Annotated in this window: 10 protein-coding genes; 6 read left to right on the top strand and 4 right to left on the bottom strand. The window is 39.5% G+C overall.

Annotated elements, in window-relative coordinates; all coding sequences use genetic code 11:
- Nucleotides 1–42: 42 nt before the first annotated feature.
- Nucleotides 43–414: an acylphosphatase gene (locus ABDZ53_RS00925; protein WP_343753055.1), complete on the bottom strand. Its 372-nt coding sequence runs from the start codon at nt 412–414 to the stop codon at nt 43–45.
- 157 nt (nt 415–571) lie between these two features.
- Between ABDZ53_RS00925 and ABDZ53_RS00920 the strand changes: the two genes are divergently transcribed.
- The 5 genes from ABDZ53_RS00920 (at nt 572) to ABDZ53_RS00900 (ending at nt 8,014) form a co-directional block, all read left to right on the top strand.
- Entirely contained in the window at nt 572–2,917 is a 2,346-nt protein-coding gene (locus ABDZ53_RS00920) for an FtsK/SpoIIIE family DNA translocase (RefSeq protein WP_343753053.1), read from the top strand.
- Between the two features lie 209 nt (nt 2,918–3,126).
- Nucleotides 3,127–4,251, top strand: a complete 1,125-nt coding sequence (locus tag ABDZ53_RS00915; RefSeq protein WP_425541663.1) for a BMP family lipoprotein — start codon at nt 3,127–3,129, stop codon at nt 4,249–4,251.
- 160 nt (nt 4,252–4,411) lie between these two features.
- A complete protein-coding gene (locus ABDZ53_RS00910; protein ID WP_343753049.1) occupies nt 4,412–5,995 on the top strand; it encodes an ABC transporter ATP-binding protein in 1,584 nt (527 codons plus the stop codon).
- Entirely contained in the window at nt 5,979–7,061 is a 1,083-nt protein-coding gene (locus ABDZ53_RS00905) for an ABC transporter permease (RefSeq protein ID WP_343753047.1), read from the top strand. The genes ABDZ53_RS00910 and ABDZ53_RS00905 overlap by 17 nt, the downstream gene beginning before the upstream one ends.
- Entirely contained in the window at nt 7,058–8,014 is a 957-nt protein-coding gene (locus tag ABDZ53_RS00900) for an ABC transporter permease (protein ID WP_343753045.1), read from the top strand. Before ABDZ53_RS00905 ends, ABDZ53_RS00900 begins: the two co-directional genes overlap by 4 nt.
- A 43-nt stretch (nt 8,015–8,057) precedes the next feature.
- On the opposite strand, the gene ABDZ53_RS00895 is transcribed toward ABDZ53_RS00900, so the two are convergent.
- The 3 genes from ABDZ53_RS00895 to mnmM all read right to left on the bottom strand — a co-directional run bounded on the left by ABDZ53_RS00895 (nt 8,058) and on the right by mnmM (nt 9,818).
- The gene (locus ABDZ53_RS00895; protein WP_343753174.1) at nt 8,058–8,708 is read right to left on the bottom strand and encodes an ATP-grasp domain-containing protein; all 651 of its coding nucleotides are present in this window, start codon (nt 8,706–8,708) and stop codon (nt 8,058–8,060) included.
- 30 nt (nt 8,709–8,738) lie between these two features.
- Nucleotides 8,739–9,143, bottom strand: a complete 405-nt coding sequence (locus ABDZ53_RS00890; protein WP_343753043.1) for an ATP-grasp domain-containing protein — start codon at nt 9,141–9,143, stop codon at nt 8,739–8,741.
- A gap of 111 nt (nt 9,144–9,254) precedes the next feature.
- Nucleotides 9,255–9,818: a tRNA 5-(aminomethyl)-2-thiouridylate-methyltransferase MnmM gene (gene mnmM, locus ABDZ53_RS00885; RefSeq protein WP_343753041.1), complete on the bottom strand. Its 564-nt coding sequence runs from the start codon at nt 9,816–9,818 to the stop codon at nt 9,255–9,257.
- 242 nt (nt 9,819–10,060) lie between these two features.
- Between mnmM and ABDZ53_RS00880 the strand changes: the two genes are divergently transcribed.
- A complete protein-coding gene (locus ABDZ53_RS00880; protein WP_343753039.1) occupies nt 10,061–14,266 on the top strand; it encodes a LysM peptidoglycan-binding domain-containing protein in 4,206 nt (1,401 codons plus the stop codon).
- The last annotated feature ends 136 nt before the right edge of the window (nt 14,267–14,402 follow it).

The raw sequence follows: 14,402 nt of genomic DNA, 5'->3' as shown, positions 1-14,402 counted from the left end.
ATAACACGCTACTCCACACTATACATTAAAGGAAAAGGAAATTCAATTCGCTTGAGAAAAATTAGGTTTTTCTTCAATATTTGAATCAAAAGTCACTACGACCTTGTCTACATCAGCTGCTGGGCTAGGTCCTTTGCGCATCGCTTCAATAAATGAGGATAAGCTCTCTTTATCCCCTATAGCTTCTACATACACCGTTCCGTCACTTTCATTACGGACCAGTCCTTTAATCCCTAATTCATCTGCTGCATTCTTAGCAGAGAACCGAAAGCCGACACCTTGAACCTTTCCGGAAATCTCCATGCGTGCTTTTTGTTTCCCCTCTTCCGTTTGCGGATCATTTGTATAGATGACTTCTCCATTAGACTCTCTATTTTTCCCCTTATTCAAAAACTCTTTAAAAAATGAACCCATTTTCTCCGCCTCCTTTTCTTCTATCTTTAGTGTACCTTTAGGAGTGAACATTGGTCAAAAGATAAGGTGTACCTATCATGTAAACAGTAAAGTGCAGTCTACCTTGAGCCTTTTATTCATGGTATACTAGACCAGAAAAGGAGAAAGGAGTTTCGAAATGGCACGAAAAAGAAAAAGAGGGAGACCAAAGAAAAAGCAGCATACAGTCGCACCAGAATTATTAGGATTTATTTTATCATTTATCAGCTTGCTTGCTTTAGGATCCTTTGGATTTGTAGGAAGGTTCTTTACAAATGTCCTGAGATTTTTTGTAGGGGAAACCTTTACTTTATTAGCTATTATATTATTAGCATCAGGTGTGTATTTAATTTTAAAGGGAGCATGGCCCAGTTATAAAGGGGCAAAAACAAAAGGAGTTGCCATACTTTACACAGCATGGCTGGTGTTTCTACATTCCAGATGGTTCGCTCCTATTATGAACGAATCCATTAACAGCGTAGTGGCGACGTGGCGCTTTTTCTGGCCACAGTTTACTTCCAATAGTGTAGGCAATACCCTAGGAGGAGGAATGATAGGCGCATTATTTTTCAGCGTCAGTTATTTCTTGTTTTCTTATGTAGGGACTTATATCATGATTTTGACTTTAGTCTTTTTAGGGATCATGACATTTTTCCAATTGTCTTACCGAAAACTGTTTGACAGAATCAGACATGGACTAAAAGCGATTTTCTCCTGGTTCGTGCAATCAGGAAAATCTATAGCGTCAAAAATAGGTTCAGCAATAAAGAACAGAAAACAAACGAAGAAACCGAAAAAGAAAAAAGAGAAGAAACAGAAGGAAGAAGCACAAGAAGAGTCAACAGTTGAACAAACTGTCCAAGAGTTTCCTGAACAAGCTTCTGAGCAAACTGTCCTTGAAATTGAGGGGTACCAAGAGTTACAGAAACAGCAGGAAAATCAAGCAGCCGATCAGACTTCTTCTCAAGAAGAACCGATGGCAACGGAAGAACCGGATAACGGAGACGATTCACCAGTCGATTTTGAAATTGGAGAAGAAGAGAATGAAGCCTATAAACTGCCGCCAGTGTCACTCTTAAATAAAAGAGAAGCCGTGGATCAGTCGGATGAATACACGATTATTCAACAAAATGTTCAAAAATTGGAAGAAACCTTTGAGAGTTTTGGAGTTAAAGCAAAAGTCACAAAAGCCAATCTTGGACCAGCTGTTACGAAGTATGAAATACAGCCAGCAACAGGTGTAAAAGTGAGTAAAATTGTGGGTCTGACAGATGATATCGCGCTGGCTTTAGCAGCGAAAGATATTCGAATGGAAGCACCCATTCCAGGTAAAGCTGTTATTGGTATTGAAGTGCCGAATTCAGAAGTCAGTATGGTATCCTTTAGAGATGTCATTGAAGGACAAGTCAATAATAAAGACAAATTACTGGAAGTCCCTCTGGGAAGAGACATTGCCGGAAATGTCGCCATGGCTGATTTATCGAAAATGCCTCACCTGCTGGTTGCAGGAGCAACCGGTTCAGGAAAATCAGTGGCCATTAACGGAATGATTACGAGTTTATTATTAAAGGCTAAACCAAACGAAGTGAAGCTGATGATGATTGACCCGAAAATGGTTGAATTAAATATGTACAATGGGATACCTCATTTACTGACACCCGTTGTGACCAATCCTAAAAAAGCTGCCCAAGCCCTTCATAAAGTGGTGCAGGAGATGGAACGCCGTTACGAATTATTCGCGGCAAGTGGCACACGTAATATGGAAGGTTATAACACCTTTATTAAAAAGAAAAACCAGGAAACCGATGAAGGGTTGCTTCCTTTACCTTATATTGTTGTGATAGTAGATGAGTTAGCTGACTTAATGATGGTAGCCTCCAATGAGGTGGAAGACGCCGTTATAAGATTGGCTCAAATGGCGCGTGCCGCTGGTATTCATATGATACTAGCGACCCAGCGACCAAGTGTGGATGTCATAACCGGATTAATTAAAGCTAATGTTCCCTCACGTATTGCCTTCGCTGTATCAAGTGGAACGGATTCCCGTACCATTCTGGATAGTAACGGGGCGGAAAAGCTTCTAGGACGAGGAGATATGCTATTCCAACCTATGGGAGCGAATAAAGCGAACCGTGTACAAGGAGCCTTTATCTCAGACGAAGAAGTAGAAGCAGTCGTGAGTTTCGTTAAAGAACAGCAAGAAGCCAATTATGTGGAAGAAATGATTCCAAAAGATGAACCGAAAACAAGTACCGGAGAATCAGAAGATGAGCACTTTGACGATGCGGTGGCTTTAGTTGTTGAAATGCAGACGGCTAGTATTTCTCTGTTACAGAGACGATTTAGAATAGGTTATAATCGTGCAGCGCGTATCGTAGATGAGATGGAGATGAGAGGAATTGTCGGTCCTTCGGAAGGCTCTAAACCGAGAGAAGTACTGGTGCAACAAGAGTCGTTAGAGGAACCGAGTGAAGAGGGAGCTTAAACCGCTCTTCAAAAACGAAAATATAATGAGAATAATTATTAATTTCTAACTTTTCTTTTTATTACGAAAGTGTTACTATGACTTTGAAAGGAAACTGGTAACGGAAACATTCTTTACACTAAATTTAAATGAGAATGGGGAAGGAACAGTTTTCTCAGAGTTACATAAAATTATAGGGGGAATACACTGTGACAAAGACAAAATTAAAGATGTTACTTGCTTTAACATCATCAGCTTTTGTATTAGCAGCATGTCAGGGGCAAGACGCTGGAGATCCAACACCAGAAGATCCTGATACAGAAGATACAACTGTAGACGAAGGCGGAGAAGATACAGAGACAGATGACAACGGGGACGTCACTGAAACGACAGATTTCTCTATCGGAATGATAACAGATGAAGGTGGAGTAGACGACCGTTCATTTAACCAATCAGCCTGGGAAGGTATGATGCAATGGGCAGAAGACAATGGGTACAGTGGAGAACGTGGAGACGGTATTGAGTATTATCAATCAAATGACTCAGCAGACTTCGTACCTAACTTAAATCAAGCTGTAGCTAATGGTCATGACATTATTTACGGAATTGGGTTCTTATTAGAGGATTCAGTTAATGATGTAGCTGACCAAAACCCAGATCAATGGTTTGGCTTAGTGGATGCTATTTCTGACCGTGAAAACGTCGTTTCGTTGACATTCCGTGACCATGAAGCAGCATTCTTAGCTGGTGTAGCAGCGGCTCATACGACTGAAACAGGTCAAGTTGGCTTCATTGGAGGAATTGCTGGAGAAGTTATCGACCGTTTCCAAACAGGTTTTGAAGCTGGAGTTGCTCACGTAGACGAAAGCATTGAAGTAGATGTTCAATACGCAGAATCATTTAGTGATGCTGGAATTGGGCAACAAATCGCAGCAGGTATGTTTACAAATGGAGCAGATATCATCTATCACGCAGCCGGAGCTGTTGGTAATGGAGTATTTACAGAAGCTCGTAACCGTTTAGAAGCTGGTGAAGAAGGGCTTTGGGTAATCGGTGTTGACCGTGACCAAGAAGAAGAAGGAAACTGGGAAGGTGGAAACTTCACTCTTACTTCAACACTTAAAGGTGTAGGAACATCCATTATCTTAGCAACTGACCAAACAATTGAAGAAGGTTTCCCTGGTGCAGAAAATATCGCTTACGGTTTAGAAGATGAAGGTGTTGACTTAGTACGCGGGAACATGTCAGATGAAGCGTGGGAAGCTGTAGAAGAAGCCCGTCAACAAATCATCGATGGCGAAATCGAAGTGCCTGAATTCACATACAGTGGTCCAGAAGCAGAAGAATCAGAATAATATAGTGTAACGAGTAATTTACAAAATGAATAAAACTAAGCGCTAGTCTGAGGGCTGGCGCTTTTTTCACATAAATAACTGGAGAATCCTTGCATAGAGGGTTCGAATGAGTAATAATAATGACTGTATTATATTATATGAAGAGAGGGAGGGATCGGTAATGTCACAGACTCAAAAAGTCATCGAAATGAAAGGAATTACTAAAATGTTCGGTGATTTTAAAGCGAATGATAATATTCATTTGGAAGTTAGAAAAGGAGAAATTCACGCTTTATTAGGTGAAAATGGTGCGGGAAAATCGACTCTAATGAATATTTTGTCTGGATTATTGGAACCGACATCCGGTGAAATAAAAGTGAATGGTGAAACTGTATCAATTGATTCCCCAGATACGGCCAACAGACTAGGGATTGGAATGGTACACCAGCACTTCATGTTAGTAGATAAATTTACGGTAACAGAAAATATAATGTTAGGGAAAGAAAAGCATCGTTTTGGTTTTATTGACCAAAAAGACGCTGAAAAAGACGTCCAAAAGCTATCTGATCAATACGGTTTAAGTGTTGACCCTAAAGCAAGAATCGAATCAATTACAGTAGGGATGCAACAAAGAGCGGAAATTTTAAAAACCTTGTATCGAGGGGCAGATATTTTAATTTTCGATGAGCCGACTGGCGTATTAACACCTCAAGAAATTGAAGAATTAATGGGTATTATGAAAAAATTAGTGAGTGAAGGCAAATCTATCATTCTTATCACTCATAAATTAGATGAAATCAAGCAAGTAGCTGATCGTTGTACAGTTATCCGTAGAGGAAAAAGTATTGATACAGTGGATGTTCAAACAACCTCTCAGCAAGAACTGGCAGATATGATGGTGGGACGTTCGGTTTCCTTTAAAGTGGAAAAAGGTGCTTCCCAACCGAAGGAACCCGTCTTGTCTATAAAAGACCTCGTTGTAAAAGAAGCAAGAGGGTATGATGCCGTTAAAGGTATAAATTTAGAAGTGAAGGCCGGAGAAGTTTTAGGTATTGCCGGGGTGGATGGAAACGGACAATCTGAGTTAATTCAGGCGATTACAGGGTTAGCAAAAGTAGACTCTGGGACAATCACACTTGATGGAAAAGATATTACGAACATGAAACCTCGAAAAATTACAGAAACAGGTTTAGGTCATATTCCAGAAGATAGACAAAAATTCGGACTTATTCTACCAATGACTTTGGAAGAAAATATGACACTTCAATCGTATTATCACGAACCATTTAGTAAAAACGGATTTTTGCAGCATAAAGAAATTAAACAGTACTCTAAAAAGTTGATTGAAGAATTTGATGTGCGTACCACAAGTGAAGAAGCACCAGCGGCCTCCTTATCAGGAGGAAATCAGCAAAAAGCGATTATAGCTCGAGAAATCGACAGAGACCCTTCTTTATTAATTGCCGCACAACCAACACGAGGATTAGACGTTGGGGCGATTGAATACATTCATAAACGTCTGATTGAACAAAGAGATAATGGGAAAGCTGTTATGCTGATGAGTTACGAACTAGATGAGATTATGAATGTTTCAGATAGGATTGCGGTTATGTATGACGGCAATATCATAGCTATTGTCAATGCAGACGAAACAAGTGAAAAAGAACTAGGATTGCTTATGGCAGGAGTCTCTCCTGATCGAGTACAAGAAGAATTATCTGGTTCCAATGGAAAGGAGAGACAGACCGTTGCTAAAAGTAAGTAGAAACCGATTAAACAACATACTGGTTCCCATCTTGTCCATCATTTTCGGGTTTATATTGGGAGCAATACTCATGCTTGCCTTTGGATATAATCCGATTACGGCTTATGAAGCCATGATAATGGGCGTATTTGGTAGTCCCTATTTCTTTGGTGAGGCATTAAGACAGGCAACAATCTTAACCTTTTCCGGATTAGGTTTTGCGATTGCATTTAAAGCAGGATTCTTTAATATCGGTATTTCTGGTCAATTATTGGCAGGATGGGTTAGCGCCATTTGGTTTGCTTTAGCCTTTCCTGATTTACCAAGACTCATTCTCGTACCGGCAACATTAATTATCGGTATGGTGTTTGGAGCTATTTGGGCAGGGATTGCCGGAGCCTTACGAGCTTATTTTGGAACGAGTGAAGTTATCGTTACTATTATGTTAAACTATACAGCTCTTCACACAACTAACTACATTATTCGTAATTTCTTAGCTGTAGGAAACACAACAGAGCGAGTCAGTGAAAATGCCAGTTTAAGGATTGACTGGTTAACCAATTTAACTGCAGGATCACGCTTGAACCTGGGATTCTTTATCGCTATAGCCGTTGTTGTTTTATATTGGGTCTTTATGACTCACATGACTTCAGGTTTTGAAGTGCGAGCGGTAGGTTTAAACCCTAATGCGTCGACTTACGCTGGAATGAGTGCAGAGAAAAATATTATATTATCTATGCTTATCAGTGGGGGATTAGCTGGTTTGGGTGGAGCTATTCACGGAATCGGAACATTTGGGAACTTGTTTACCCAAAATGCTCTTCCAAATATTGGGTTCAATGGAATTGCGGTTGCACTGCTTGGATTAGGTAATCCATTCGGGACCTTCCTTGCCTCTATTTTATTTGGTATTTTAGATGTCGGTTCAGGCTTTATGCCAAACCGTGCTGGCGTACCAGATGAGATGGCCAGTATCGTTATTGCAGCTATCATATTCTTTGTAGGAGCCAATTATGTCATCAGATTGCTTATTGATAAAGTAAAAACAAATAAGAAATCTGATTTAGAAGGGGGAGAAGAGGCGTGAATTTACCTACACTTTTACAGTTAATTGTATCCAGTTCGCTAATGTATGCCGCTCCATTAATATTTACAGCCCTCGGCGGAACATTCTCAGAACGCAGTGGTGTCGTTAATATCGGATTAGAAGGTATAATGGTGATGGGTGCCTTTATGTCAGCTATCTTTAACCTAGAATTTTACGGTACATTCGGAAATATGACGCCTTGGTTAGGCTTACTAGCTGGTGGAGTTATTGGCTTACTATTCTCCTTACTTCATGGCGTAGCGTCTATTCATTTACGTGCTGATCATATTGTATCTGGAACGGTTATTAACTTGGCTGCTCCGGCATTAGCTGTGTTTTTAACGAGAGCTTTTTACGGCGCAGCTCAAACAGGACCTTTAGCTCGTTCATTTGGCTTTTCTAATATACCTTTGCTTCATCGTATTCCTGTAATAGGACCGATTTTATTCGGAAACACATCAGGACCAGCTTTTCTGGGTATTTTAACAGCCATTATTGCTTGGTTTATCCTTTATAAATCGCGTTTTGGCTTGAGACTGCGTTCAGTCGGGGAACACCCTCATGCTGCAGAAACACTAGGTATTAATGTGTATATGATGAAGTATGCAGGTGTTATGATTTCAGGATTCTTAGGAGGAATTGGTGGGGCCATTCAAGCTCAAGCGATTCATAATGAGTTCGGAATTTTAACCGTTGCTGGACAAGGATTTATCGCGATGGCCGCTATGATTTTTGGTAAATGGAATCCACTTGGAGCGATGGGAGCAGCTATATTCTTTGGTTTTGCTCAAAGTTTAGCCCGGGTAGGAAACTATATTCCAATCATTCAAGATGTGCCATCTGTCTGGTTACAAGTCCTTCCTTACTTACTAACCATCATTATCCTAGTTGGTGTAGTGGGACGTTCGGAAGCACCTAAGGATTTAGGAAATACTTTTATTAAATCTAAATAAAATAAAAAAAATGACTATCACACGCTGATAGTCATTTTTTATTTCACATATTTTTAAGAGGAAAGACTTCTGCGCCTTTATTTATATCGGCATTAGCTTTTTCAGAAGGTTCATGATAAAAGTAACTGTCTCGGTACCTATACATGCGTGTATTCCAAATAGGTTCAGGAATAGGTCGGCTATCGGTTAAGGTATACTTTAAAAAGAGTTCAGGGAAATTAACTCCTGCCCCTAAAGACATGATCTGACTTCCACAAAAGCGCGGATTAACATCGGTTAACTTAAACTGTCCGTCCTCTTTCATGAATTGTAAATTGATAAAGCCATCGTCAACAAAAAGTTCCACAATCTCTTTTGAAATAGCGATTAATTCTTCTTGCTTTACGACTGACCCTTCAATGACTAAACCACTGGAAACCCCTGATCTGTTTCTTGGAACAGCGATAACCATTTGACCGTTGTGTACAAATGTATCCACACTATATTCTGGTTTTTCCAATTGTTTCATCACCAAGCGGCGTCTTTCAGGTGCGGCTTCTACATAATCTTCTATATCATAAATACGCGTTTGTTGTTTTCTAATTGCCTGTAAAAATTCTTCCCGATCAGTTAATAAAGCAAAACCGGTAGCACCGTATCCCTCTACCTCTTTGACGATGATGTGTTTTTCATTGGGGAAATGGTCTGCTTTAATTTTGAGTAGTTCGTCATTTGTATTGAAACTTTAGTAACGTGGTACATACTTCTCCATCCCATTGTCCAAGAGCCATTGATAGGAGGCTTCTTTATTTCTTAACCTGCTGTAATGGGGACTACTGGGTAAAGCAAAGGGGATGGAAAGTCTTTTACTATAGTCTTCATAGAGGTAAATTTCTGGAGGATGAGATGAAAATAAAGCGTCTATATTTTCTTTTTCAATGATGTCATTTAAGTGTTTGAAGTAGCCTTCTTTATCTTTAGTAAAGCGAGGAACTTGGTACACTCGATCACAAAACTTGTTTCCAGCTGTCACCGCTCTTGATTCAATACCAATAATAGTAACATCTTCATTCATTTCTCTTAGTCCTTTAAGTATACCATGGGCAATCGGCGTTCCGACTGATGTTACTAGGACTGTCCATCTGTCCATAATAATCTCCTTCTTCAACTAGAATAATGTCTTGATTTCTACATTATTCTAACATAAAGGAATAAGCGCTCCAAACAAAGAACCTCTTAAATTAGTGACAAATAAAAACTGTTATCTTTTCTCTACTGCAAGTAAAAAAGGAGGATTGTTCTTCTGATTAATGAATTCGTATTTCAACACCTGATAGTTGGTTTGGGGAAGAGAAGTCACGTAATTAAGAACTGCTTCTTTTTCCAATAAGCCACCTTCGTGCCCATAATAAATCATGATGAGTAAGATTCCATTCTCTTTTAAAACAGTCAATCCGTCCTCAATAGCTTTAATGGTAGTATCCGGTGAGGTGATAATCCGTTTATCTCCTTTAGGTAAATACCCTAAATTAAAGACGATAGCTGAAACAGAATCTCGTTCCGGATAGACTGATAGCAACTGCTCATGCCCTTTTTGATAGAGAGCCACGCGATCTAATAGATTGTGATTTTTCAGTTTTTCGGTTGTTCTGTTAATGGCTTCTTCTTGAATATCAAAACCGATGACTTTTCCATCTGCTCCTACTAATTGCGCGAGCAAAAGAGTGTCTCCTCCATTGCCAACAGTGGCATCTATGACTGTATCTCCAGTCTTAACCCTTTTCTTTATCAGTTCATGTGTGAACTCTAAACTGTTATGTAACAATTATGACAACCTCCATTAATAGTTTTAAAAATATAGCTAATAAATATAAAATAAAATGCAAAACAATAGACCAAACCGTTTTTTTAATGTTAAAACGGCCCGTTATTCGTCCAAAAAGTGACGATTAGTGTTTCAATTTGATAACAATGTGAAAAAGAACAAACTTTCCGTTCCAGAATAAATAAAGTGAGGGTATAATAAGAGAATAACTTGTTACATAAGTGAAAGGAGCCAGAATAAACGTGAGCAAACAAAAATATATGCCCCTTCAACCCTCTTTTCAAAAGAGAAGAATGTCGAAACCCGTCTCAATTTCTGCCAGTCTTTTAGCAGGAATTGTCGCAACAAGTGGTTTTTCTCAAGCAGTAAATGCTGAAGAATTAAATATAAACCAAGAGGAATTACACCAATTACATGAACAGTATACTGCTTTAGAAGCATCAATGGAAGATGCAAAGCAGGATGAATCTAACGAATTAAATGAAGAAAAAGAACCTGTCTTATCTGATGAAGAGGCAGAGGAATTAGAATATATTAAAGCGCAACTAGTTAAAATGATAGAGCTAGCTGGCGGCCAAGAGATTTTAGATCAATTATCTCAGCATAGTTTATCTTATAACCAATTAGATACTATCTTTAACGCTTTGCTAGAAAATCAAGTAGAGACACCTGTAGCTGTGTCTAATCTCGATACAGAAGATACTCCAGAAGCAGAAGAAGCTTTGGAAGAAGAATCAGAATCTCTCGTATCTGAGGAAATAACGGAAGAAGAGCTATTAACAGAAGAAACGCTTAGTTCTTTATCTGAAGACATACAAGAAGACTCTGATAGTGAAGAAGACACTTCCAGCTTATTGAGTGATCCAAGCATTGAAGGTGAAGAGGTTCAGGAAACTGAAGACATAGTATCCGAGGAAGATGACACACTTCAAGAAGATTCAGAACAAGACCAAGAAGTGGTAGTTCAAGAAGATTTAGAACTAGACCAAGTAGTCGGAGCTCAAGAAGAATCAGAGGAAGAGGATTCATCCGATGAAATCGTTGATGAAGTCACTAACGATGAAGAACCCGTAGATGAGACGGAAGCAACTGAACCGGAAGAACCGGAACAAGTAGAGGAAGAGGCTCCTAAGGAAGAACCTAAAAAAGAGACTCCAAAAGAAACACCAAAAGAAGAACCGAAAAAAGAGACTCCAAAAGAAGATGCCGCTAAAGCCATTGTTTATGTGGTGAAATCCGGTGATACGTTAAATCGTATTGCCCAGCAATATGGTACTACTGCAAGTAAAATTGCGTCTTTGAATAACATTCAAAATGTCAATCGTATCTCTGTTGGTCAAGTCTTAGCAATTAATGAAGCAGGTGTGTCCCAAGCGGGTAAAACTCAGCCCTCTACACCAGGTGATTTACATAATGCTAAAACACCACAAGGATTTATTAACCAGATTTCTGGTTTTGCTCAAGAAATTGCAGCTGAGCATAATTTATATGCATCAGTCATGATTGCTCAAGCCATTTTAGAATCTGGTTATGGAGGAAGCAGCTTATCCGCTCCTCCAAATCACAATTTATTTGGAATAAAAGGCTCTTATAATGGACAATCTGTAGCTATGCGTACGCGAGAGTATTACTCGCATACTGGATGGATAACAATTACTGATAACTTCAAAAAGTACCCGTCTTATGAAGAGTCATTAAGAGATTACGCCGGGTTGCTTCGAAGAGGAACCAGTTGGAATCCGCAATTTTATTCCGGTACTTGGATTGAAAATACTTCTTCCTATAAAGATGCTACTCAATGGCTTCAAGGAAGATATGCAACAGATCCGACGTATGCCAATAAACTAAACAATATTATATCTTTGTACAATCTTACTCGTTTTGATGTACCTAGAGACGGCACAACTAAACCTGTACCAAACCCAGCTCCGAAACCAGAGACGACACCACCAACGACGACTCCTTCCAAACCAGTTGGAGAAACGACGACTTACACAGTGGTGAGAGGAGATACGCTATCTAAGATAGCTAGAGAATTTAAGACGACGGTTCAAGCTTTGAAAATAGCAAATAATTTGAAATCAGATTTAATCTTTGTGAATCAGAGATTAACTGTTCCTAAATTGGAAACTCAACCCAAACCAGAAACACCTAAACCTGTTGAGCCAGCGCCTGAACAAAGCAAACCGGAAACACCAAAACCAGAAACTCAAAAACCAGACGTGCCAGTAGATGAAGAGAAGACAAATCCAATTGCTCAAACTTATACTGTGGTACGAGGGGACACCTTATCCCATATTGCTCGTCGCTTTAACACAACAGTTGGGGAGCTTAGAAAATTAAATAACCTAACGGGTGATTTGATTTTTGTCAACCAAAGATTAACTGTTCCGGGAACTGTAGAAGTGGAAACACCGGCTCCTCAACCAGAGGACAAACCTGATACGTCTGTTCATAATGGAAAGCAAACCACTCATACAGTTAAATCAGGTGAAACACTGAGTCACTTAGCCGTGCAGTATAAAACAACGGTAAATAGAATAAAAGAGTTAAACACTCTAACTTCTGATTTAATTAGAGTGGGGCAGCAACTACGTGTTCCAGAAGTGGCAGGAGAGACAGCGAAGCCTGTTGAAACCAAGCCAGAGGAAACATCAGTCGCTGAAGGAACCTATACTGTTGTCAGAGGTGATACTCTAAGTAAAATTGCTAGAGATTACAAAACAACGGTAGCTAAATTAAAAGCCGATAATAAACTAACAGGAGATACTATCTTTGTTGGTCAACGCTTAATAGTGGCTAATGCAAAAACTGAACCATCTGTAGAAGTGTCCAAGCCTGTTGAAACACCAAAAACAGCTGGAGAATATATAGTAGTGGCTGGCGATACACTAAGTCGAATCGCAAGAGAACACAATACAACAGTTACTCAGATTAGAACAGATAATAATTTGACAAGTGACCTCATTCGCATAGGTCAACGTCTCACAGTGGCTAATGCAAAAGCTGAACCATCTGTAGAAGCGCCCAAGCCTGTTGAAACACCAAAAGTAACTGGCGAATACGTCGTAGTGGCTGGTGATACGTTAAGTCATATTGCTAGAAGACACAATACAACAGTTACTCAGATTAGAACAGATAATAATTTGACAAGTGATCTCATTCGAATAGGTCAGCGCCTTATAGTGGCTAATGCAAAAGCTGCACCATCTGTAGAAACGTCAAAACCTGTTGAGGCACCAAAAACAACAGGAGAATATGTTGTAGTGGCTGGTGATACATTAAGTCGTATCGCAAGAGAACACAATACAACAGTTACTCAAATTAGAACAGACAATAATTTGACAAGTGACCTCATTCGCATAGGCCAACGTCTGACTGTAGCCAATGCCAAGAGTGAACCAACTGTCACAACACCAAAACCAGTTGAAACGCCAAAACCTGAAGAAACAGTTAAATCGACAGGAGAATACGTTGTAGTAGCTGGTGACACTTTGAGTCATATTGCTAGAAGACATAACACAACGGTTTCTCAAATTAGAACAGACAATAATTTGACGAGTGATGTTATTCGCATAGGTCAACGTCTAACTGTAGCTAACGCTAAGAGTGAACCAACTGTACCAGCACCAAAACCAGTTGAGACACCAAAGCCTGAAGAAACAGTTAAAACATCCGGGGAATACGTCGTAGTAGCGGGTGATACCTTAAGTCAAATCGCACGTAGACATTCAACGACTGTAGCTCAGTTGATGAAAGATAATAACTTAAGTAGCGATATTATTTTTGTAAATCAACGCTTGGTTGTATCAGGTATTAAGAGTGAATCAACTGTCACAACACCTAAACCAGTTGAAACACCAAAAACATCTGGAGAATATATTGTAATGGCTGGTGATACGTTAAGTCATATTGCTAGACGACACAATACAACAGTTTCTCAAATTAGAACAGACAATAATCTAAGAAGTGACCTTATCTTTGTGGGTCAGCGATTAGTTGTATCAAGTGGAGAAGTGGGAACGTCTAGTTCGACCAAAACACCTGCATCAGCAGGCCATTCTACTAAGTTGCATGTCCCTGCCACTGGTAGAGTAACGTCCCGTTTCGGAATGAGACTTCACCCGATTCATGGTGTTTATACGATGCATAATGGTATAGATATCGCAGGAAGTGGACCTGTTACAGCCGCTGATAGTGGAATAGTCACAACTGTTGCAGTGAGCCCTGGTTTAGGAAATTATATAAGAATTGACCATGGCAATGGATACGAAACACTTTATGCTCACTTACAACCTAATATCGTTGTAAGCAGAGGACAGAGAGTGTCTCGTGGACAAGTGATTGGAACAATGGGAGCAACAGGGACAGCAACAGGTGTCCATTTACACTTAGAGTTACGTAAAAATGGCAATCTAATTAATCCTGCACCCTATTTAGGTTTATAATTTCAAAAATACTGATCAGTTTCTTTTGCTGATCAGTATTTTTTTTGTTATAGGGGATGACTAAAAATAAAAAACAATATGATTGCTTCGCAATCTAAGCCATGACAGAAAAGAGAGAGTATCCTATAATTAACAT

It is taken from the genome of Alkalibacterium iburiense (genome assembly GCF_039521845.1).
GTDB lineage: Bacteria > Bacillota > Bacilli > Lactobacillales > Carnobacteriaceae_A > Alkalibacterium > Alkalibacterium iburiense.
Note: the sequence above shows the minus strand (reverse complement) of the source record. Positions and strands in the feature narration are given on the sequence as shown.